This window comes from Streptomyces omiyaensis (assembly GCF_014650895.1).
Lineage (GTDB): Bacteria > Actinomycetota > Actinomycetes > Streptomycetales > Streptomycetaceae > Streptomyces > Streptomyces omiyaensis.
The window spans coordinates 121,554-143,014 of the sequence record NZ_BMVV01000020.1; the positions used below are offsets into that span (position 1 = coordinate 121,554).

A 21,461-nucleotide genomic window follows, 5' to 3' on the forward strand; every position below is an offset into this window, starting at 1 on the left:
GCGTACTGACGGGTCGGGGCCGGTTCGCGTGCCGACGGGTCGGGCGGGAGCGGGCACGCGTGCCGGCGTGTCCTGCGGGCGCCACCGTTCACCCGAACGGGTGTGTCCTGGGCCGACGCGCAGCGGAATCGGGCGCGCGGCCCGCCGGGCGTCCGTCCGGCGCCGGTAGGTTCGGCCGCACCGTCCGTGATCGTTCCCGGCCCGGACCGTTCCCCGAACAGAGCAGGTGGGTCGCATGAGTCGGCTGAGCCCGGCGAAACTCCGCATGGCCGGCCTCGGCACCGCCGTCGCGATCGCCGTGCTGGTCCCCCTCGCCGCCAGGGCCGGCCAGCCCGACGCGGCACCGTCGGCCCCTTCCGCGGCCCCGGGAGCGTCCGCCGCCGACGGGAAGGCGGACGCCGGGACGGACGCCACGGGTGACGAGCGGGCGGACGCGGGGCCGGAGGGGCGCACGGGCGGTACGGCGGCGACCGGAGGCGGTGCGGGACCCGGCGGGGACACGGCCGGGGGCACGGCGGCCGGGGAGCCCGGCGGAGGTCTGCTGGACGGCCTGGGGCTCGGCCGGGAGGCCCGTACGCCCGGGAGCGCGGGGGACGCCGGGGAGGCTCGCCCCTCCGCGGCGGCACCGGCGCCCGGGAGGAGCGCCGTCGCCGCGGCCGCGGGGCACGAGCGGGTCAGCCGCTGCGGTCCCGAACTCGCCTCGCCCGAGGGCGTCGAGGCCCAGACCTGCGTCCTCTCCGAGGGGCCGGACGTCTGGGCGCGTACGTACTACCGCAACGCCACCGGCCGGGAGATCGACGCGATTCTTACCCTCATGGCGCCGGGCGGACGGACGGTCCAGGTGCGTTGCGCGGTGCCCGCGCGGGACGAGCCGGACACCTGCGAGACGCCCAGGGAGCCGGGCACGGGGGCGGCCCGATCGCACACGGCGGTGGCGGAGTTCGCGAGGAGCGGCGAGGGCGGAGATGCGCCGCTGTTGCTGCGGTCGGGCAGCAACACGGCCGACGGCGAAGCGAGTTGAGAAGCGCCCGGCGCGACGGCGGGGCGGACATGGAAACGCCCGGTCGCTGGCGACGGGGGATGCACCAGCGACCGGGCTTCCAGAACGGTAACAAGAGATCTGCTGTTCGCAAATTCGATCTCGGTTATTCGGACAGGGATTTACCGCTCCGTAGGTTCCGCTGTGGCGGAAGTCACCGACTGGTCGGTCTGTCAGTCACCGATACCACCTGGGGTATCAGCTGAGAGTCACCTGACGGTTCGTGAGGCCACCGCGCGCCCGGCGCTCCTCGGCGGTCAGCGGGGCGTCGACCGTGAGCGCCTCGGTCAGCCGCTCGGCGAACTCGGCGGCCGGCTTCTCGCACTCCTCGGCGGTCATCGCCGACGGCAGGTCCCACACCGGCACCATCAGGCCGTGGGCGCGGAAGGAGCCGACGAGACGGGTGTCCGGGCCGAGGGAGGTGGTGCCGGCGGCCTGGAGGCGGGCGAGCGCGTCGAGGAGCGCCTCCTCCGGGTACGGCATGACCCAGCGCAGGTGGTTCTTGTCCGGCGTCTCGCACCAGTAGGCGGCATCGACCGAGTCGAGCTTCACCGTGGGGATCGCGGCGGCGTTGGCCCGCTCCAGGGAGGCGGCGACCTCGGGCTCGGCACCGTCGGCCGACTGCGGGATCCAGAACTCGAAGCCGGTGTGGACCTCGGGCGCGAACGGGGCGTCCGTGTCGAGCAGGTCCTGGAGGCGGGGGCCCTCGGGCTCGACGCGGCGCGGCGGCACCGGGTTGCCGGGCTCGGTCGCGAGCGCGCGCTGGAGCGTGTCGGCGAGGTCGCGGGACAGGTCGCCGGAGGTGCCGTCGTTCTGCAGGGCGAGCAGGACGGAACCGTCGTCGCGGCGGAGCGCCGGCCATGCCATCGGCAGGACCGTCGCGAGCGTCACCGACGGCACGCCCTCGGGCAGCCCGCCCTTGAGGGTGAGCGGCACGGTGGCGGCGGGCACCAGCTCGCGCAGCGCGACCAGGTCGCACTCGCCGGGCAGGCCCTCGAAGGGGCGCTGGACGTGCTCGGTCACGGCGTGCGCGGCGGCCCGGCCGTGGCACGCCTTGTAGCGGCGGCCCGAACCGCAGGGGCACGGCTCGCGCGCGCCGACGACCGGGATCTCCCCGTTCGTGACCTGTGCCTGGCCGCTCTTGCCGGCCTTCGTCTGGGGGCGCTTCTTGGCCATGGTGTGGCTTTCTCCCGATCGCGGTGCTGTGTCGGGCGCGAGCCTAGCCGCCCGGACGCCCCCGGAGGCTCAGCCGTGCACCGGGTCGGAGCGGCGCCCGCGACGGGCCGGCGGCCCGGATCGCGGCCACGGTCGCCGCGGGGCCACGGCCGTCGTCGGATCGCGGCCGTCGTGGGATCGCGGCCGCTGTCGGATCACGACCGTTGTCGGATCACGGCCTCCGTCGGGCCGCAGCCGTTGTCGGGCCACGGCCTCCGTCGGGCCACGGCCGTCGTCGGACCGCGGCCTCCGTCGGGCCGCGCACCGGGTCGGGGCCGTGTCCGTCAGTCCAGGTCGTCGTAGGCGTCGAGGAGGTCGAAGCCGGAGCCGCCGGCGCCGACCCGGGCCGCGAAGTCCTCGCGGCGGTGTCCCTCCGTGACGCGCACCCAGACCGTGACCTCGCCCGTCGCGCTGTCGCGCACGCCCCAGTCCTGGGCCAGGGCGCCGATGATCTGGAGTCCGCGCCCGCCGCGCGCCGTGACCGAGGGCGTCGACGGCACCGGCCGCGTGGGCCCGCCCCCGTCCGTGACCTCGACCGTCAGCCCGCCCGACGGTTCCAGCCGCCAGGCCGCCAGCACGTCGCCCTCTCCCCGGTCGCCCCGGCCCAGCGGCCTGCCGTGCCGGCAGGCGTTGCTGAGCAGTTCGGACAGGATCAGGACCGCGTCGTCGACGACCGATTCCGACACCCCGCCGCGGTACAGCTCGTCCCGCATCCGGTGTCGCGCTTCCCCCACGCCCGCAGGGCCATGGGGTACGGCCATGCTCGACGACGTGGGCACCTTCTGTGCCACCACCAACGCCACCCCCGAGACCTCCTTCGCCCCACGCCACCGTGTGGATGCCCCGGCGACCACGACCGGAAACCGCCTGTTCCGGGTGGGGTGGAGCACAAGTGACGATCGCGTACGCGCCGAACGCGCCGGTGCGCACCCCCGGAACCGCCCCGGGCGTGCGCGGGAGGCGTGATCCGGACACGCGGCCCGGGCGCGCGCGAGGCGCGACTCGGGCGTGCCCGCGGTGTGACTCGGGCGCGCCCGCGGTGTGGCTCAGGCGCGCCCGAGGTGCGCGAGGACCTGCTTGGGGCGGTTGGTGATGATCGCGTCGACCCCGAGCCGCAGGCAGAGCTCGACGTCCTCGGGGTCGTCCACCGTCCAGACGTGGACCTGGTGGCCCGCCTTCTGCAGGCGCAGGATGACGGCCGGGTGGTGGCGGACGATCCGGATGGACGGCCCCGCCACGCGCGCGCCCGCGGGGAGGCGCCCGTCGCGCAGCCGGGGCGTGACGAACTGGGTGAGGGAGACGGTCGGGAGCGTCGGCGCCGCGGTGGAGATCCGCTGCAGGGAGCGGGCCGAGAAGCTCATGACCCGTACCGGGGACTCCTCGGGCGCCACGGGCGCGTCCAGGCCGAAACGCTTCAGGAGGGCGAGGAGCCGGTCCTCGACCTGGCCCGCCCAGCGGGTGGGGTGCTTGGTCTCGATGGCGAGCTCGACCCTGCGTCCGGCGTCGGAGACCAGCTCCAGGAGCCGTTCCAGGGTGAGGACCGAGGTGTACTCGGGGTCGCCCCAGTCGGGGCTCTCGCCCGGGCCGCCGGGCTCCTGGTCCTCCTTGAAGGCCTTCCAGGCGCCGAAGTCCAGCGCGGCGAGGTCGGCGAGCTCGAGCGTCGAGACGGCGCCGCGGCCGTTCGAGGTACGGTCGACACGGCGGTCGTGGACGCAGACCAGGTGTCCGTCGGCCGTGAGCCGTACGTCGCACTCCAGGGCGTCGGCGCCGTCCTCGATGGCCTTCACGTAGGCGGCCAGGGTGTGTTCCGGCGCGTCCTCCGAGGCTCCTCGGTGGGCGACGACCTGGACGGGGCCGGGGTGCGGGTGCTGCCGTGCGTGGGTCACCGCGTCATGGTGCCATTGGCGGGGCGGCGGGGACACATGCAACCTGTCCGTTCTGCCCAGATATAAAGAATGGGGTGCGGACGCACAGCTCCGCCTTACCGTCGTCTGACGCCGGGTGGGAAAAGCTGGGCCCAGCACCCTGGAGAGACCGTCACCGTCCCCGCGCCGTGAACGAGGAGAGCGAGCTGTGAGCACCGAGAACGAGGGCACCGAGGTTCCGGCGGACCCGACTGCCCCGTCCGCCCCCGCCACGCCTCCCGTCCCCGCCACGCCGCCCGCCGCACCGCCGGCGGCACCCGCCGCGGAGGCTCCCACCCGGATCCAGCCGCCGGTCCCGCCCGTCCCGCCGACGCCCGCCCAGGCTCCCGCGCCCGCCGCCTCCCCGGCTCCGGCGCCCGCCCAGGATCCGGCGTACGCCCAGGCTCCCGCGCCCGCCGCCTCCCCGGCTCCGGCGTCCGAGCCGGTGGCGGCGGCAGCGGGCGGTACCGGCTGGCCGCCCGCGCCCCCGGCCGTGCCGGCCTGGGGCGAGCCCGTGCCGGCCCCGCCCGCGGAGCCGCGCAGGCGCACCGGCGGTCTCGTCGCGGCGGTCCTGGTGGCGGCGCTCGTCGCCGGCGGCATCGGCGGCGGCATCGGCTACTGGGCGGCCCAGCGCGAGGACCGGGGCCCGGCCTCGACGACGGTCTCCTCGGGCGAGGCCCCCGCCTCCTTCAAGAGGGAGCCGGGCACGGTCGCGGCGGTCGCGGCGAAGGCGCTGCCCAGCGTGGTCACCATCCAGGCGAAGTCCGGCGACACGCAGGGCGACGGCGGCACCGGCACGGGCTTCGTCTACGACCAGGAGGGCCACATCGTCACCAACAACCACGTGGTGGCGTCGGCGGCCGAGGGCGGCACGCTCTCCGTGACCTTCTCGGACGGCAGGTCGTACGACGCCGAGGTCGTGGGCCGGGCCGAGGGCTACGACGTGGCGGTGATCAAGCTGAAGGAGGCCCCGAAGGGGCTCAAGCCGCTGCCGCTGGGCGACTCGGACCGGGTGGCGGTCGGCGACTCGACGATCGCGATCGGCGCGCCCTTCGGCCTCTCCAACACGGTGACGACCGGCATCATCAGCGCCAAGAACCGCCCGGTCGCCTCGGGCGACGGCGGCGGCAGCAACTCGTACATGAGCGCCCTGCAGACGGACGCGTCGATCAACCCGGGCAACTCCGGCGGTCCGCTCCTGGACGCGAGCGGCGCGGTGATCGGCATCAACTCGGCGATCCAGTCCACCGGCGGCGGTCTCGGCCAGACGCAGGCGGGCTCGATCGGCCTCGGCTTCGCGATCCCGGTCAACCAGGCGAAGACGGTCGCCGAGCAGCTGATCAAGACCGGCAAGCCGGTCTACCCGGTGATCGGCGCGACGGTGAACATGAACGACAAGGGCGAGGGCGCGACCATCGCGGAGCAGGGCGCCGGCGGCACCGAGGCGGTGCTGCCGAACGGTCCGGCGGCCAAGGCGGGGCTGCGGGCCGGCGACGTGATCACGGGCTTCGGGGACCACCCGATCGACAGCGGCCCGTCCCTCATCAGCGAGATCTGGACCCACAAGCCGGGTGACTCGGTGAAGATCACCTACGAGCGGGACGGCAAGGCGGCGACGACGACGGTCGTGCTCGGCGAGCGCACCGGCGACAGCTGACCCGCGCGCGTGGGCACGCGAAAGGGCGCCGGGGACCCCCCGGCGCCCTTTCGCGTCCGTACCCGCTCCGGAGGCGGGTCCGGCTACGGAGTGCGCTCGGGGCTCCCGCCGGTGACCCCCCAGTTGTTGTCGGCGTTCAGGCCGGCCTGGAGGTCGCCGATGTCGATGCGCTGGGCGGGGCGGGCGACGGTCTCGTCGTCGCCCATGATGAGCATCGGGTCGAGCATCACGACGGCGGCCGCCACGACGAGGAAGATGAGCGGGCCGACGAGCAGCGGCAGCACGTCGAAGGCGGAGGAGCCGTCCCCGGAGGCGACGTGGGCGTCGTGGGCGACCCGCACGCCGACGCCGGCCATGCCGGTGTAGTGCATGCCGGTCACGGCGATGCCCATGACGACGCTCGCGCCGAGACTGGCGAGGAAGCCGCGGACGGAGACGGCGGCCCAGAGGGCGGCGGTCGCGGCGACGACGGCGATGAGGATCGAGAGCGCGACCATGCCGGGCGTGTACGTGAGGGAGCCGTTCATCCGCATGGCGGCCATGCCCAGGTAGTGCATCCCGGCGACGCCGAGCCCGGTGAAGAGACCGGCGGCGAGCAGCGGGACCGGCCGCGCGCCCCGGTAGCCCACGGTGAAGACGCCGGCGCCGACGACGAGCACCGCGACGAGCAGGCTGAGGAAGGTCAGCGTGCCGTCGTACGAGATCGCCGTCTCGCTCACCTGGAAGCCGAGCATCGCGATGAAGTGCATGGTCCAGATCCCGCATCCGATCGACGCCGCGCCGAGGGCCAGCCACCCCGGCCTGCGGGTCCGCCCGGTCGCGAGCGACCGCACGGTGCAGCGCAACCCCAGTGCGCTGCCCAGGCAGGCCATCACATAGCCCACGAGGGGCGTGACCATGCCGTAGCTGAACCCGTCGATCGTGCCCTGCACCCTGCGACCCTCTGTTCATGTCGGAAAAACGTGGAGATGTGGTGAAGGCGACTCTAGCCCGGTGATCCGGACGATCTTGAGGCGCCCGCCGCATCCCGGACCCCTCCCCCTCTCCTCACCCGGTACGCTGTAGCCGCTCCGCCCCAAGCGGGCGGGAGCGCAGGTGGGTTGCCCGAGCGGCCTAAGGGAACGGTCTTGAAAACCGTCGAGGCAGCGATGTCTCCGTGGGTTCAAATCCCACACCCACCGCGGTGCGCGAGAGCCCCCGTCCGGCGAGACCGGACGGGGGCTCTCGGCTTTCGGCGCGGGCCCGGAGCCTCAGGGGAGGGGGTGGCTGCGGGCCTGCGGGCTGTTCAGGCAGAGGGCGATGTTGCGGACCGCGGCGGTGAGCTCCTCGATCACCCGGGCCGCCTGTTCCGCGTTGTGGAAGACCGGCGGGGAGGTGAGGGAACGGCTCAGCTCCTCCGCGGCCCGGACGACGGGCATGGCGTCCGGGACGGCCATCGGCGCGGCCGGGGGAGTGGCCGCCGGCGCGGCCACGGGGGTGGTCATCGGCGCGGTCGCGGGGGCGGCCATGGGGACGGCGACGGGCGGGGGGACCTGGCCGGCCTGCGCGGAGCGGCCGGTCTGCGTGGGGTGGCCGGTCTGCGTGGGGTGGCTGGCCTGCGTGGGGTGGCCGGTCTGCGTGGGGTGGCCGGTCTGCGTGGGGTGGCCGGCCTGCGCGGAGTGGCCGGTCTGCGCGGTCTGGACGGCCTGGACGGCCTGGACGGTCTGCGGGACCGGCGGCGCCGAGGGGTACGGGTCGGGCTCCGGCCGGTAGTCCTCGAAGGCGGGCGAGAAGGCGCCGGAGCCGGTCACCAGGGAGGAGCGCGCCTCCTCCTGGGGATGCGCGGGACCCTGCCCGTGCTCCGCCAGGAGGCCCTGGCCGTGGACCGGCGCGGGGCCCTGGTCGTGGGAGGGGGCGAGGTCGTGGCCGTGGGCGGCCGCGGCGCCGGGCGGCGCCACGGCGGCGTGGCGGGGCTGGGGCAGGAAGAAGTGGTCGAAGCCGGGGAAGCCCGGGGCGGACGGGTGGACGGCGGGCTGGGGGTACGTGGCCTGCCACTGCGCCCGGTAGAGCGCCACCTGGTCCTCGCAGGCGGACCGGGCGTGGAAGACCGCGGTGTCCTCGCCCAGGTCCGGGTACCAGAGGTTGGGGCCGGGGAAGCGCACGGTCCGCATGCGCGGCTTGACCAGCTCGGCGCAGCCCATGCAGCAGCCCTCCGGCACGATGAGCGGGATGCCTCCGCTCTGTTCCGGGACGCGGGGGCCGGCCTCGGGGCTGTACTCCCCGTGGTGGCAGGGCGGCAGCTCGCCGCAGGCCCGGCAGACCGCGTAGTGCTCCGGAAGGACCTGCCAGCCCTGGCTGGCGGGGGCGCACCAGTGCTTCGGCGCGGAACGGGGCAGGTTCTCGTCGCGCAGGACGAGGACCACCGGGCGCTTGTAGAAGTTGCCGCGGTCCGAAGCCGGTTTCACCGACTGGTTGTTGACCCTTCGCAGTTCGTTGGCGTGCCACCACAGCTCCATGTGGTCGCGCCAGGCTTTCTCGTAGGCCTCGGGCCAGTGGTCGTTGGGGTAGCCGGTGATCTCCAGGACCCGCCACGCGCGCCGGTCGAGCACCACGATGGAACCGGCCCGCAGCCGCAGATGGGTTCCCTCGGCTCCCTCGTCCGGCCAGTCGTGGCGGCCGATGAGGGTGGGCTGGTCCGGGAGCCACCTGCGAATCTGCATGACACGCTCCTAGGCGACGAGACGTCGTGGTTTCAACTGGGGCAGTAGGTGAAATTCTGGATAATTTAGGCGCGGGTGCGAGGTTAGACACGCGCTTTTCTCCTTCCGCTTCAGGGTGAAGCACCCGTTGGACCGGCCATTTCCCTCCTCCCGTCCGCCGGAGGGCCATGGATCTCGGGTCCGGAAGGGGTGGTTCCGGAGGTTGCCGCGAGGGCCGGAACACCCACTCGTACGTGTGACACCGCTTCCGTCGTACCGGCTCGTAGGTATGCATTGCCCCGTGTACCGGCCGTCCCGAGCCCCGGTTCGTGGCCCGCGGGGCTGCGGAGTGGGGTAAAAGCGCTTCCTCCCTCCGCCGGGGGGCAGGAGGATGGAAGGGACGGAAGGGCCGGAGCCTCCGGGGCTCCGGGACTCCGGGGTCCCCACGGGCGGAGGAGGGTGGCGTGGTCCGGATCGTGCTGGTGCGGGGGGACATCACCGCCGAGGCGGTCGACGCGGTGGTCAACGCCGCGAACTCGTCCCTGCTCGGGGGCGGCGGGGTCGACGGGGCCATCCACCGCAAGGGCGGGCCGGAGATCCTCGCCGCCTGCCGGGAGCTGCGCCGCTCGCACTACGGCAAGGGGCTGCGGACGGGGCAGGCGGTCGCCACCACGGCCGGCCGGCTGCCGGCGCGGCACGTGATCCACACGGTGGGCCCGGTCTGGTCGGCGGAGGAGGACCGTTCCGCGCTGCTGGCCTCCTGCTACCGGGAGTCCCTGCGGGTGGCCGACGAGGAGGGGGACCGCACGGTCGCCTTCCCGGCCGTCTCGACCGGCGTCTACGGCTGGCCGATCGACGACGGGGCGCGGATCGCGGTCGAGACGGTCCGGGCGGTCGCGGCGGCGGGGACGGGCGTCGAGGAGGTGCGGTTCGTGCTCTTCGACGCGACCGCGTACGCCGCCTTCGAGGCGGCGGTCGCGGCCGGGGGGTAGGGGGCGCCCTGCCGATCGGGCCGGGCGGGTCGATTCGGGTCGGTCGATTCGGGTCGGTCGATTCGGGTTGGTCGGTTCAGGCCGGTCGGTTCAGGCCGGTTCGGTCGGGTCGGGTCGGTTCGGTCGGTTCGGGTCGGGGCGGTCGACGGGACACCCCCGAGCCGCCTTCCTCGGAACGCCCGGGCTCGAAATTCTTTTCCGCTTTTCCGATTCCGTTCGGGGCGGGGCGGTCCGTTTTCGCCGGGACGCAGTCCGTTTTGCCGGGGGTTCTGGCGGAACGCTTCCTCCCTTGCCGTGCAACGGGTGCAAGGGCCCGACGACGCCTTCGGCGGTCGTGAGCTGCGGGTTTCTCGGCTACGAAGGGTTTATCGGCTTGTCCTCACGCTTGCGGGGGAATCGGACCGTCCGGTGTGGTTCGCCGGGGATTCGGTGGGCAATTCTGGATTCGCGACGTCGAGCAGAACGACCGGGGCGGCAGGCCAACTGCCTTGGTCAGGGCCGTGGTTCACGGCCTTCCTTCAGAGACCACCGATTCCGTGCACAGCAGACTGGCTTCAGTTCCCGGAGGAACACACATGGCAAGCATCCGTACCGCCCGCATCGTCGCCGCCGTCGCCGCCCTGCCGCTCGCCGCCGCCCTCTTCGGCGGCGTGGCGCAGGCCGACAACGGCGGCTTCGCGGACGACGGATCGAACACGAGCGTCGCCACGATCATCGGCAGCGGCGTGGGTGGCGACAACAACGGCAACTCGACCACCACGCAGCAGGTGGCGACCGGCTCCGGTGCCTCCAACCAGAACAACACGGCGAGCGTGAACGGCTCCGCCTTCACCCACATCGCCCAGACGAACAACACCGTCAACTTCACCCCGTGGTGGTGACGACCCCACGGGGCCGGCCCGAGGGGGCGTGACCGCGGTGTGAACGGCGGCCTGTGCGGCGGTGCTTCGGCGCCGGCGCGCAGGCCGCCCTCGCGTTTCCGGCGGACCCGATCCCCTCGTGTCCTTGACACGGCGACCGTATCTGACGGACAGTCAGAAACCTTCGTCGTCGCCCCGGGAGGCCGTCCCGTGCACCTCGCCCCGACCGAGCGGCAGCTCCGGCTGCGCGCCGAACTCCGCGCCTACTTCCGCGAGACGATGCCCGACGGGCCGCCGCCGGCGACCGACGGCGCCGCACAGCGCGCGCTGCTCCGGCGGATCGGCGCGGACGGACTCCTGGGCCTGGGATGGCCGGAGGAGTACGGCGGGCAGGGGCGCGGCCCCGACGAGCAGTTCGTCTTCTTCGACGAGGCCTACCGGGCCGGCGCGCCCGTCTCGATGGTCACCCTCAACACCGTCGGCCCGACCCTCATGCGGTACGGCACCGAGGAGCAGAAGACCGCCTTCCTGCCCCGGATCCTGCGCGGCGAGTGCGTCTTCGCCATCGGCTACAGCGAGCCGGAGGCGGGCACGGACCTGGCCTCGCTCCGGACCAGGGCGGTCCGCGACGGCGACTCCTGGGCCGTCGACGGGCAGAAGGTCTTCACCTCCAACGCGCAGAACGCCGACTGGATCTGGCTGGCCTGCCGCACCGACCCCGGGGCGCCGCCGCACCGGGGCATCTCCATCCTCCTCGTCCCCACCGACGCCCCGGGCTTCTCCTGGACCCCGATCGAGACCGTCGGCGGACTCACCACCACCGCGACCTACTACGACGGGATCCGGGTCCCGGCGGGGAACCTCGTCGGGGAGGAGAACGGCGGCTGGGGGCTCATCACCGACCAGCTCAACCACGAGCGGGTCGCGCTGGCCGCGATCGGCATGCAGGCCGAGGACTTCTTCGCCGCCGCCCTCGCCGCCGCCCGCATCCCCGATCGGGTGACCGGGCGGCGTCGGATTGACGAGCCGTGGGTGCGGATCCGGGCCGCCGAGGCGCATGCCCGGCTGGCCGCGACACGCCTGCTCAACTGGCGTCTCGTGGGGGACGTGGGGGCGGGCCGGCTGACCCCCGGGGACGCCAGCGGCGTGAAGTTCGCGGGAACCGAATCGGCGGTGGAGGTGTACCGAATATGTCAGGAGATCGCGGGTGACGCGGGGACGGTGCGGGCGGGATCGCCGGGGGAGCGGGACGGCGGCGAGCTGGAGCGCATGAACCGGGCCGCTCAGATCAACACCTTCGGGGGAGGGGTGAGCGAGGTGCAGCGGGAGATCGTCGCGCAGGCACGGCTCGGCATGCGGGGAAGGGGCAGGCGGTGAGCGGGGAGGAGCGGGAGGACCGGGAGGACGGGCGGGTCGCGCGGGACCGTCGGGCCGCGCGGGCCGGGCAGAGCGCGCGGACCGGGGAAGGCGAGCGGACCGGGCAAGGCGGGTGCGAGGGGGAGGACCACCTGTACGAGCGGCTGAAGGCGTACGAGGGGCGACCCGCGGCCGTCGCCGGGCGCGGCAAGGACCCGGTCAACCTGCCGATGATCCGGCACTGGTGCGAGGCGATGGGCGACGCCCACCCGGCCTACCGGGGGCCGGACGCGGTGGCCCCGCCGACGATGCTCCAGGCGTGGACGATGGGCGGCCTCTCCGGCCACGAGGACCGGTCGGCGGAGTACGGCGAGCTGCTCGCGCTCCTCGACGGCGCGGGCTACACCTCGGTGGTCGCCACCGACTGCGAGCAGGAGTACCTGCGCCCGCTCCGGCCCGGGGACGAGATCACCTTCGACGCCGTCGTCGAGTCCGTCTCCCCGCGCAAGACCACCAAGCTGGGCACCGGCCACTTCGTGACCACGCGGACGGACGTGCGGGCCGGCGGCGAGCTCGCCGGCACCCACCGCTTCCGGATCCTCAAGTACGCCCCCGCCGGGCGCCCCGCGAAGCCCCCGGAGCGGCCCCGTCGCCCCCGCCCCGTCATCAACCGGGACAACGCGGGGTTCTGGGAGGGCGTCGCCGACCACCGGTTGCTGGTCCAGCGGTGCACGGCCTGCGGGGCCCTCCGCTTCCCCTGGCTGCCGGGGTGCGCCGACTGCGGTGCGCCGGGGTGGGAGACCGTCGAGGCGAGCGGCGAGGGCACGGTCTTCTCGTACGTCGTCATGCACCACCCGCCCTTCCCCGCCTTCGACCCGCCCTACGCGGTCGGCCTGGTCGAACTGGCCGAGGGCGTCCGGATCGTCGGCAACGTGGTGGGGGTGCCCCACGACAAGGTCCGGATCGGGATGCCGGTCCGGCTGGAGTTCCTGCGGGTCGACGAGGAGCTGGAGCTGCCCGTCTTCCGCGCCGTGGAAGGGGAGCGCTGACATGGACTTCACGCCCACCGAGGAGCAGGAGGCCGCGCGGGAGCTGGCCGCCCGGATCCTCGGCGACCTCTCCACGCACGAGCGGCTCGCCGCCGCCGGCAGCGGCACGGACGCCGAGCTGTGGAAGGCGCTGTGCGCGGCCGGACTGCCGGCCGCCGTCGAGGAGCTCGGCCTGCTCGGCCTGGTCCTCCTGCTGGAGGAACAGGGCCGGGTGACGGCGCAGGTCCCGCTCGCCGCGACCGGGGTGTACGGGATCCTCGCCGTCGCCCGGCACGGCACCGACGAGCAGCGCGCCCGCCTCCTGCCGGCGCTGCGCGACGGGACGGCCGTCGCGACCGGTGCCTTCCCGGCGACCGGGGCGGTCCGGGCGGAGCGGGGTCGGCTCACCGGGACCGTCGGCTGGGTGCCCTGGCTGCGGGACGCCGGCCACGTCCTCGTACCGGACGCGGAGCGCGTCCTGTGGCTGGTGCGGGCCGAGGACGCCGACGTCGAGGCCGTCGAGCTGACCGCGCCCTGGTCGGCGGGGCGGCTGGTGCTCGACGGGACGCCCGCCGAGCGGCTCGGGGAGCGGGAGGGGACGGGGCCGTACGAGGAGGTGCTCGCCGCCGCCCGGACCGCCTTCGCCGGGCTCCAGGCGGGCGTCTGCGCCGGCTCGCTGGCCCGGGCCGTCGCCTACACCTCCGTACGGGAGCAGTTCGGGCGGCCGCTCGCCACCCGCCAGGCGGTGCAACTGCGGGCCGCCGACGCGCACATGGACACCGAGTCGATCCGGGTCACCGCCTACGAGGCGGCCTGGCGCTCCGACGCGGGCCTCGACTCCTCCGGGGCGGCGCTGACCGCCGCCTGGTGGGCGTCCGAGGCGGGGAAGCGGGTCGTGCACAGCGGCCAGCACCTGCACGGCGGCATGGGCGCCGACCTCGACCACCCCGTCCACCGGCACTTCCTCTGGGGCCGGCAGCTCGACGCCTACCTGGGCGCGGGCACCGAACTCCTCGCCGAACTGGGCGACCTGCTCGCGAAGGGGGATCCGTCGTGAAGGAAGGAAAGGCGGGAGGGGCAGGAGAGGCAGGGCGGGAGAACGCGGTGGAGACGAGGGCGACGGGGGCGACGGGGGCGCGGCCGGGGGCGGTGCGGGCCGGGGACGTCCTGGCGCCGCTGGAGATCCCGGTGACCCGCACCCTCGTGGTGGCCGGGGCCGTCGCCTCCCGCGACTACCAGGACGTGCACCACGACGCCGAGGCCGCCCGCGCGAAGGGCTCCCCGGACGTCTTCATGAACATCCTCACCACGAACGGCCTCGTCGGCCGGTACGTCACCGACCACTTCGGCCCGCACGCGGTGCTCCGCAAGGTCGCCATCCGGCTCGGCGCCCCCAACCACCCCGGCGACACGATGACGTTGACCGGGACGGTCGCCGAGGTCGCGGACGGTCCGGACGGCACCGCCACCGCGCTCGTCCGCGTCACCGGGGCCAACGGCCTCGGCCACCACGTCACCGGCACGGTCACCGTGGAGGTGCCCCGATGAGCCTGCGCCACCCCGACCGACTCGGCGGCCGGGCCGCCGTCGCCGGCATCGGCGCGACCGAGTTCTCCAAGGACTCCGGCCGCAGCGAACTCTCCCTCGCCGTCGAGGCGGTGCGCGCCGCCCTCGACGACGCCGGGCTCGCCCCCGGGGACGTGGACGGGCTCGTCACCTTCACCATGGACACCAACCCCGAGATCACCGTCGCCCAGGCGGCCGGCATCGGCGAGCTGTCCTTCTTCTCCCGCGTCCACTACGGTGGCGGAGCGGCCTGCGCCACCGTCCAGCAGGCCGCGCTCGCCGTCGCGGCCGGCGTCGCCGAGGTCGTCGTCTGCTACCGGGCCTTCAACGAGCGCTCCGGGCGCCGCTTCGGCTCCGGCGTGCAGCGGCGCGAGCCGTCCGCCGAAGGGGCCGCGCTCGGCTGGCAGCTGCCCTTCGGGCTGCTCACCCCCGCCTCCTGGGTCGCCATGGCCGCCCAGCGCTACCTGCACTCCTACGGGCTGACCCCTGAGGTCTTCGGCCACGTCGCCGTCACCGACCGCCGGTACGCGGCGACCAATCCGGCCGCCTGGTTCCACGGCAAGCCGATCACCCTCGCCGACCACGCGGCCTCCCGCTGGATCGCGGAGCCGCTCCGCCTCCTCGACTGCTGCCAGGAGACCGACGGCGGCCAGGCGATCGTCGTCACCACCCCGGAGCGCGCCCGCGACCTGCGGCACCCGCCCGCCGTCGTCCTCGCGGCCGCCCAGGGCGCGGGCCGCAAGCAGGAGGCCATGACGAGCTTCTACCGGGACGGGCTGACCGGACTGCCCGAGATGGGGGTGGTGGCCCGGCAGCTGTGGCGGACCTCGGGACTGCGCCCCGCCGACATCGACGTGGGCATCCTCTACGACCACTTCACCCCGTTCGTGCTCATGCAGCTGGAGGAGTTCGGCTTCTGCGGTCCCGGGGAGGGCGGGGAGTTCGTCGCGGCGGACGCGCTGCCGATCAACACCCACGGCGGGCAGCTCGGCGAGGCGTACCTGCACGGCATGAACGGGATCGCGGAGGCGGTCCGGCAGCTGCGGGGCAGCTCGGTGAACCAGATACCCGGCGCGGCCCGCGTCCTGGTCACCGCCGGCACCGGCGTCCCGACCTCGGGCCTGGTCCTGGGCTCGGACGGCTGACGGGCGCGCTCGGACAGCGGCAGGCCGGCCAGGGCGGCCAGGACGGCAGGGCGGCAGGGCGGAGGGCCGGCGGGCGCAGGGGTGCAGGGGCGAGGGGGCAAGGAGAGGGGTGCAGGGGCGAGGGGGCAAGGAGAGGGGGCAAGGAGGGAGCAAGGGCGCGGGGCCATGGAGGGGATGTCCGGGGGCGGTGCGGCGGTGGTCGGGAGAGGGCCGGGCGGGGGTTTCCCGGGTGCGGTTCCGGCGTGTCACCCCGGGGCGACCCTGATCCCGGGGTGACGGCGGCTCCACCCAAAGGAGGTGGGGGCACCCCGGGGACTCCGACCTGAGGGGGAGCCCGGTTCGGGACCTGGGGCCGATCCGTCCGGTACCCCGCCGCTCCTAGCGTGGAGTCATGACCCCGCCACCCACTGGCCCCGTCTGCGCCGGCGCCTCCACGGTCGTCACCCGGCCCGTGCAGCGCACGGCTCCGCGCACCGCGCCGCACCAGGGCCCGCGCCCGTTCGCGTACCCCTCCTTCTCCTCCTTCGTGAAGGCGCGCCAGCCGCTGCTGCTGCGCACCGCCCGCTCGCTGACCGCGAACCCGTGCGACGCCGAGGACCTGCTCCAGACCGCGCTCGCCAAGACCTTCGTGGCCTGGGAGCGGATCGAGGACCACCGGGCCCTCGACGGGTACGTGCGCCGGGCGCTGGTGAACACCCGCACCTCGCAGTGGCGCAAGCGCAAGGTCGAGGAGTTCGTCTGCGACGAGCTGCCCGAGTCCACCGGGCTGCCCGAGCCCGACCCGGCCGAGCGCCAGGTGCTGCACGACGCCATGTGGCGCGCCGTGATGAAGCTTCCCGAGCGGCAGCGGCAGATGGTCGTCCTGCGCTACTACGAGGACCTCAGCGAGGCCCAGACGGCCGAGGTGCTCGGGGTCTCCGTGGGCACGGTGAAGAGCGCGGTCTCGCGCGCCCTGGGCCGGCTGCGGGAGGACCCGGAGCTCACCGCGGGCGTCGGCGTCTGACGCGGCCGGGCGGCGGGATCCGTCCCGGTGAGGTCACCCGCGGCACATCGTTGACATCTGCCAGTGATCACTGGCAATTTCAGTACTCCCGGGTAGTGACATACCGCGCGGTACGTGCGCAGAATCTGCACATCCTTACTGCCACGTAGCGGCCACCGGGAGGACGCCCCGTGTACAGCACCATGCAGGACGTACAGCTCACCATCAGCCGGATCCTCGAGCACGGCCGGCGGGTCCACGGCGGGTCCACCGTCACGACCTGGACGGGTGAGCCGGAGCCGCAGCGCCGCACCTACGCCGAGATCGGCGACCGGGCCGCCCAGCTCGCCAACGCCCTCCGCGACGAGCTGGGAGTCCAGCCGGGCGAGCCCGTGGCGACCCTCATGTGGAACAACGCCGAGCACGTCGAGGCGTACTTCGCGCTGCCGTCCATGGGCGCCGTCCTGCACACCCTCAACCTGCGGCTCCCCCCCGAGCAGCTGGTGTGGATCGTCCACCACGCCGCCGACCGGGTCGTCCTCGTCAACGGCTCGCTGCTCCCGCTGCTCGCCCCGCTCCTGCCGCACCTGCCGACGATCGAGCACGTCGTCGTCGCCGGCCCCGGCGACCGCTCCCTCCTGGAGGGGGCCGCGCCGCGCGTCCACGAGTACGAGGAGCTGATCGCCGGCCGCCCGACCGCCTACGCGTGGCCCGAGCTGGACGAGCGCGCCGCCGCCGCCATGTGCTACACCTCCGGCACCACCGGCGACCCCAAGGGCGTCGTCTACTCCCACCGCTCGATCTACCTGCACTCCATGCAGGTGAACATGGCCGAGTCGATGGCCCTGACGGACAAGGACACGACCCTGGTCGTCGTCCCGCAGTTCCACGTCAACGCCTGGGGCCTGCCGCACGCCACCTTCATGACCGGCATCAACATGCTCATGCCGGACCGCTTCCTCCAGCCCGCGCCGCTCGCCGAGATGATCGAGCGCGAGAAGCCGAGCCACGCCGCCGCCGTCCCCACCATCTGGCAGGGCCTGCTCGCCGAGGTCACCGCCCATCCGCGCGACCTCTCCTCCATGAAGCAGGTCACCATCGGCGGCGCCGCCTGCCCGCCCTCCCTCATGGAGGCGTACGACCGGCTCGGCGTCCGCCTCTGCCACGCCTGGGGCATGACGGAGACCTCGCCGCTCGGCACGATGGCGCACCCGCCGGCCGGCCTGACCCCGGAGGAGGAGTGGCCGTACCGCGTCACGCAGGGCCGCTTCCCGGCCGGCGTCGAGGCCCGGCTGGTCGGCCCCTCCGGCGAGCACCTGCCCTGGGACGGCGAGTCGGCCGGCGAGCTGGAGGTGCGCGGCACCTGGATCGCGGGCGCGTACTTCGGCGGCGCCGCCGGCGAACCGATCCGCCCCGAGGACAAGTTCAGCGAGGACGGCTGGCTGAAGACCGGCGACGTCGGCGTGATCAGCCCCGGCGGCTACCTCACCCTCACCGACCGCGCCAAGGACGTCATCAAGTCCGGTGGCGAGTGGATCTCCAGCGTCGAGCTGGAGAACGCGATCATGGCCCACCCGGCCGTGGCGGAGGCCGCCGTCGTCGCCGTCCCCGACGAGAAGTGGGGCGAGCGCCCGCTCGCGACCGTCGTCCTCAAGGAGGGCGCCGAGGCCGACTACACGACCCTGCGGGACTTCCTCGCGGCCGAGGGCGGCATCGCCAAGTGGCAGCTGCCGGAGCGCTGGGCGATCGTGCCGGCGGTCCCGAAGACCAGCGTCGGCAAGTTCGACAAGAAGGTGATCCGCAGGCAGTACGCGGAGGGCGAGCTGGACGTCACGCAGCTCTGACCCGGTGCGCACGGTGAAGGGGGAGGGCCGCCGGCGGCCCTCCCCCTTCTTCCGTCGGTCCCGTCGGTCCCGGCGGGTCCCTCAGTTGGTGCCGATCTTCGCCAGCAGGTCGACGATCCGGGCCTGGACCTCGGCGCTGTTGGAGCGCTCGGCGAGGAAGAGGACGGTCTCGCCGGAGGACAGCTCCGGCAGCTTCTCCCCGTCCAGACCGGCCGAGGTGTAGACGACCAGCGGGGTGCGGTTGAGCTGCCCGTTCGCCCGCAGCCAGTCGATGATCCCGGCCCGCCGGCGGCGCACCTGCATGAGGTCCATGACCACCAGGTTCGGCCGGGTCCCGCCGGCCAGCGCCACCGCCTCGGTGTCCGTGGCCGCCCGCACCACCTGCATCCCGCGCCGCTCCAGGGTGGCGGCCAGGGCGTCGGCGATGTGCTCGTTCTCCTCGATGACCAGCACCCGCGAGGGGTGCTGCTCGCTGTCGCGCGGAGCGAGCGCCTTCAGCAGGACGGCGGGATCGGCGCCGTACGCCTCCTCGCGGCCGGCCTGCCCGAGCCCGGCCGCGAGGAGCACCGGCACCTCGGCGGCGACGGCCGCCTGGCGCAGCGACTGGAGCGCGGTCCGGGTGATGGGCCCGGTCAGCGGGTCGACGAAGAGCGCGGCCGGGAAGGCGGCGATCTGCGCGTCGACCTCCTCGCGGGAGTGCACGATCACCGGCCGGTAGCCGCGGTCGCTCAGGGCCTGCTGGGTGGCCACGTCCGGCGCGGGCCAGACGAGCAGCCGGCGCGGGTTGTCGAGCGGCTCCGGGGGGAGCTCGTCATCGACGGGGAGCGGCGTGGGCCGGTTGACGACCTCGACCGCGCCCCCGGGACCGTCGAGCGGCTCGGGCCCCTCGGCGGAGCCCTCGGCGGGCGCCCCTATCGCGTAGGCACGCCCGCGCCCCTCGGACCCGGCGGCGGGCACGGCCGCGGCCGGGAGCGGCGCGGGGCCGGCGGCCGGAGCGGCGGCCGGCAGCGGCGCGGGGGCCGGGGCCGGCGGGTCGATCTCCGGAGGCGTCGCGAGCTTGCGGCGCCGCCCCGAACCGCCCGAGGGCGCGGCGACGGGCGTCCCGGCCTGCGCCGGCGGCGCGAAGGGCACGCCCTGGCCGAGCGTGCGCACGCTGAACGCCCGCCCCTGCGTGGAGTCCTTCGGCAGCGGAGCCGCGGCGGGCGCCGCGCCCGTGTCCGGAGCCGGGGGTGCGGACTGCGCCGGGATCGGCGTCGGCATCGGCAGCTCGGGGGGCAGCGGTACGGATCCGGTGCCGGTGCCGTTCGCGGGCGTCGCGGTCGGGCCGGGCGCCGGCGGGTCCGCGGGGGCGGCGGGCGTCGCCGCCGGCGGGACGGGCCCGGGGGCGGCGACCGGCGCCAGGCCGGTGGCCGGGACCGGGCCGGTGGCCGGCGCCTCGGGCTCCGCCGGGACGGGAGCCGGACCGGGCAGGGGCGCCGGACCGGCGAGGGGGACCGGGCCGGGCCCCGGAAGGGGGTGCGGCTGCGGCGGGGTGTGCCCGGAAGCGCCGGGAAGGTCCCGAACCGCCCGGTGTTCCTCCCCGCGCTCGTCCCTGATGCCGGTGCCGGTGCCGGGGACCGTGCCGGTGCTGATGCCGGTGCCGGGGACCGTGCCGGTGCTGACGCCGATGCCGGTGCCGGGGGCCGTGCCTGTGCCGTGCCCGTCCGCGTCGCGTACGGCCTCCGGCTCCTCGCGGTCGGCGTCGGCGGGCGGCAGCGCGAACGGCGTGCGGGGACCCGCCTCGGCGGCGGCGGCACGCTCCTGCGCGGCGGCGAGCGCACGCCGCCGGCGCCCGGTCGGCCGCTCGCCCTCGGCGGGCACGGCGACCGTCCCCTGGGGCGCGGCGGGCAGGGCGGGGGCCGGCGCGGGCATGCCCGACGGCTCGACGGCGACGCCCTGCGGCGGCACGGCGGCGCCGAGCGCGGGCCGCTCCTGGGCACCCTCGGCGGCGGTCACCACCGAGCCCTCGGCGGGACGGCCCCGGCGGCGACCGGTCGGCTCGACGCCGGCGGACTGCTGGGCGGGGATCAGTTCGGCGGGCGGCGCGGCCTCCTCCGTACGGCCGCGGCGGCGTCCGCCACCGGAGACCGGTACGGCCGGCATCCCGGCATCGCCCCCGGGGAGGACCGGGCCCTCCAGGAACGCGTCGGTGGAGCCGCGCCGGGCGCGCCGGCGTCCGGAGGCGGCCGCGGTGCCGCCGTCCTCCGGGGCGGAGGCCTGCGCGGGGAGCGCCGCGGGCAGCGCGGGCACGCCGCCCCCGGGCCCGCCCCGGGCCTCCTCCGGTCCCTTCGAGGGCTCCGGCGCCTTCGCGGACTCCAGCGCCTTCGCGCCCCCGCTCGCGGCCTCCGGCTCGTCGCGCGGCACGGGCTTCGCCTCGGACGCGGGCACGGTCCCCCGTCCCGCGCCGATCGGCACCTCCAGGACGTACGCCCCACCGCTGGTGCCCGGCACCTCGTGGGTCTGCACGACTCCGCCGTGCGCCGCCACGATGCCGCGCACGATGGGCCCGTGGACCGGGTCGCCGCCCGCGTAGGGACCGCGGACCTCGATGCGGACGACCTCGCCGCGCTGCGCCGCCGCGACCACGATCGTCGAGTCGGCGGGGGCGGTGCCCTGCGCCGAGGCGCGGGTCTTGCCGGTGGCGTCGACACCGGCCACGTCGGCGACGAGGTGGGCGAGCGCGGTCGTCAGGCGTCCGGAGTCGACCTCGGCCTCGATCGGCGGCGCGTGCACGGCGAACTGCGCGCGGCCCGGGCCGATCAGCTCCACGGCGGCGTCGATGCCGCCGGTCACGATCCCGTCGAGCAGCGCGACCTTCCTGTCCAGCTCCTCCTCGCCGGCGTCCAGGCGCTGGTAGCCGAGGACGTTGTCGACGAGGGTGGTCATCCGGGCGTACCCGGCGACCAGGTGGTGCAGCACCTGGTTGGCCTCGGGCCACAGCTGCACGCCGTCGTCGGCGGCGAGCGAACCCAGCTCGGCCCGCAGCTCCTCCAGCGGCCCGCGCAGCGACCCGGCCAGGACGGCGGTCAGCTGGGCGTGCCGGGAGGCCAGGGCCGCGTACCGCTCCGCCTGCTCCTCGCGCTCGGCGGCGTGCCGCTCGGCCCGGTCGGCGAGTTCGGCGGCGTGCTTCTCGACGAGCTCTTCGTGGGGGCGGCG

17 protein-coding genes and 1 tRNA gene are annotated in these 21,461 nt (G+C 75.0%); 12 read left to right on the forward strand and 6 right to left on the reverse strand.

Features of this window, described 5'->3' with window-relative positions; translation table 11 throughout:
- Window positions 1-235 precede the first annotated feature (235 nt).
- The gene (locus IE287_RS27820) at window positions 236-1,021 is read left to right on the forward strand and encodes a hypothetical protein (protein WP_189851957.1); all 786 of its coding nucleotides are present in this window, start codon (window positions 236-238) and stop codon (window positions 1,019-1,021) included.
- A gap of 216 nt (window positions 1,022-1,237) precedes the next feature.
- Here IE287_RS27820 and IE287_RS27825 read toward each other — a convergent pair whose 3' ends face one another.
- From IE287_RS27825 to IE287_RS27835, 3 genes are all read right to left on the reverse strand, one after another.
- Window positions 1,238-2,215: a DUF5926 family protein gene (locus IE287_RS27825; protein WP_189851958.1), complete on the reverse strand. Its 978-nt coding sequence runs from the start codon at window positions 2,213-2,215 to the stop codon at window positions 1,238-1,240.
- A gap of 323 nt (window positions 2,216-2,538) precedes the next feature.
- Complete coding sequence (locus tag IE287_RS27830) at window positions 2,539-3,144, reverse strand: ATP-binding protein (RefSeq protein WP_189851959.1); 606 nt, start codon at window positions 3,142-3,144, stop codon at window positions 2,539-2,541.
- Between the two features lie 156 nt (window positions 3,145-3,300).
- Complete coding sequence (locus IE287_RS27835; RefSeq protein WP_189851960.1) at window positions 3,301-4,140, reverse strand: glycerophosphodiester phosphodiesterase; 840 nt, start codon at window positions 4,138-4,140, stop codon at window positions 3,301-3,303.
- Window positions 4,141-4,327: 187 nt separating this feature from the next.
- On the opposite strand from IE287_RS27835, the gene IE287_RS27840 reads away from it, so the two are divergent.
- On the forward strand, window positions 4,328-5,815 hold the full coding sequence (locus tag IE287_RS27840) for a S1C family serine protease (RefSeq protein ID WP_189851961.1): 1,488 nt from the start codon (window positions 4,328-4,330) through the stop codon (window positions 5,813-5,815).
- A gap of 83 nt (window positions 5,816-5,898) precedes the next feature.
- Here the strand turns inward: IE287_RS27840 and IE287_RS27845 are convergent, their stop codons facing one another.
- Complete coding sequence (locus IE287_RS27845) at window positions 5,899-6,747, reverse strand: MHYT domain-containing protein (protein WP_189851962.1); 849 nt, start codon at window positions 6,745-6,747, stop codon at window positions 5,899-5,901.
- 162 nt (window positions 6,748-6,909) lie between these two features.
- On the opposite strand from IE287_RS27845, the gene IE287_RS27850 reads away from it, so the two are divergent.
- Window positions 6,910-6,996 (forward strand) — tRNA-Ser (locus IE287_RS27850).
- Between the two features lie 69 nt (window positions 6,997-7,065).
- On the opposite strand, the gene IE287_RS38785 is transcribed toward IE287_RS27850, so the two are convergent.
- Window positions 7,066-8,514, reverse strand: a complete 1,449-nt coding sequence (locus IE287_RS38785) for a hypothetical protein (RefSeq protein ID WP_229883782.1) — start codon at window positions 8,512-8,514, stop codon at window positions 7,066-7,068.
- A gap of 443 nt (window positions 8,515-8,957) precedes the next feature.
- On the opposite strand from IE287_RS38785, the gene IE287_RS27860 reads away from it, so the two are divergent.
- From IE287_RS27860 to IE287_RS27900, 9 genes are all read left to right on the forward strand, one after another.
- Complete coding sequence (locus IE287_RS27860; RefSeq protein WP_189851963.1) at window positions 8,958-9,485, forward strand: O-acetyl-ADP-ribose deacetylase; 528 nt, start codon at window positions 8,958-8,960, stop codon at window positions 9,483-9,485.
- A 575-nt stretch (window positions 9,486-10,060) separates the two neighbouring features.
- Window positions 10,061-10,366, forward strand: coding sequence for a hypothetical protein (locus IE287_RS27865; RefSeq protein WP_189851964.1), 306 nt, complete (start codon window positions 10,061-10,063; stop codon window positions 10,364-10,366).
- A 189-nt stretch (window positions 10,367-10,555) separates the two neighbouring features.
- A complete protein-coding gene (locus tag IE287_RS27870; RefSeq protein WP_189851965.1) occupies window positions 10,556-11,722 on the forward strand; it encodes an acyl-CoA dehydrogenase family protein in 1,167 nt (388 codons plus the stop codon).
- 131 nt (window positions 11,723-11,853) lie between these two features.
- On the forward strand, window positions 11,854-12,750 hold the full coding sequence (locus IE287_RS27875) for a bifunctional MaoC family dehydratase N-terminal/OB-fold nucleic acid binding domain-containing protein (protein ID WP_229883785.1): 897 nt from the start codon (window positions 11,854-11,856) through the stop codon (window positions 12,748-12,750).
- A gap of 1 nt (window position 12,751) precedes the next feature.
- On the forward strand, window positions 12,752-13,786 hold the full coding sequence (locus IE287_RS27880) for an acyl-CoA dehydrogenase family protein (protein ID WP_189851967.1): 1,035 nt from the start codon (window positions 12,752-12,754) through the stop codon (window positions 13,784-13,786).
- 92 nt (window positions 13,787-13,878) lie between these two features.
- A complete protein-coding gene (locus tag IE287_RS27885) occupies window positions 13,879-14,277 on the forward strand; it encodes a MaoC/PaaZ C-terminal domain-containing protein (RefSeq protein ID WP_189851982.1) in 399 nt (132 codons plus the stop codon).
- Window positions 14,274-15,440, forward strand: a complete 1,167-nt coding sequence (locus tag IE287_RS27890) for a lipid-transfer protein (protein ID WP_189851968.1) — start codon at window positions 14,274-14,276, stop codon at window positions 15,438-15,440. Before IE287_RS27885 ends, IE287_RS27890 begins: the two co-directional genes overlap by 4 nt.
- Window positions 15,441-15,831: 391 nt before the next feature.
- Window positions 15,832-16,443 carry a SigE family RNA polymerase sigma factor gene (locus IE287_RS27895; protein ID WP_189851969.1) on the forward strand — a complete coding sequence of 204 codons (612 nt, stop codon included), beginning with the start codon at window positions 15,832-15,834 and terminating at the stop codon, window positions 16,441-16,443.
- 170 nt (window positions 16,444-16,613) lie between these two features.
- On the forward strand, window positions 16,614-18,266 hold the full coding sequence (locus tag IE287_RS27900) for a long-chain fatty acid--CoA ligase (RefSeq protein ID WP_189851970.1): 1,653 nt from the start codon (window positions 16,614-16,616) through the stop codon (window positions 18,264-18,266).
- Window positions 18,267-18,347: 81 nt separating this feature from the next.
- On the opposite strand, the gene IE287_RS27905 is transcribed toward IE287_RS27900, so the two are convergent.
- A partial coding sequence (locus IE287_RS27905; protein WP_189851971.1) for a PAS domain S-box protein occupies window positions 18,348-21,461 on the reverse strand: 3,114 nt, incomplete at its 5' end.

Coding starts and splice junctions, on each gene's coding strand:
- IE287_RS27820 (WP_189851957.1), top strand. CDS start 236: ATGAGTCGGCTGAGCCCGGCGAAACTCCGCATGGCCGGCCTCGGCACC.
- IE287_RS27825 (WP_189851958.1), bottom strand. CDS start 2,215: ATGGCCAAGAAGCGCCCCCAGACGAAGGCCGGCAAGAGCGGCCAGGCA.
- IE287_RS38785 (WP_229883782.1), bottom strand. CDS start 8,514: ATGCAGATTCGCAGGTGGCTCCCGGACCAGCCCACCCTCATCGGCCGC.
- IE287_RS27865 (WP_189851964.1), top strand. CDS start 10,061: ATGGCAAGCATCCGTACCGCCCGCATCGTCGCCGCCGTCGCCGCCCTG.
- IE287_RS27880 (WP_189851967.1), top strand. CDS start 12,752: ATGGACTTCACGCCCACCGAGGAGCAGGAGGCCGCGCGGGAGCTGGCC.
- IE287_RS27890 (WP_189851968.1), top strand. CDS start 14,274: ATGAGCCTGCGCCACCCCGACCGACTCGGCGGCCGGGCCGCCGTCGCC.
- IE287_RS27895 (WP_189851969.1), top strand. CDS start 15,832: ATGACCCCGCCACCCACTGGCCCCGTCTGCGCCGGCGCCTCCACGGTC.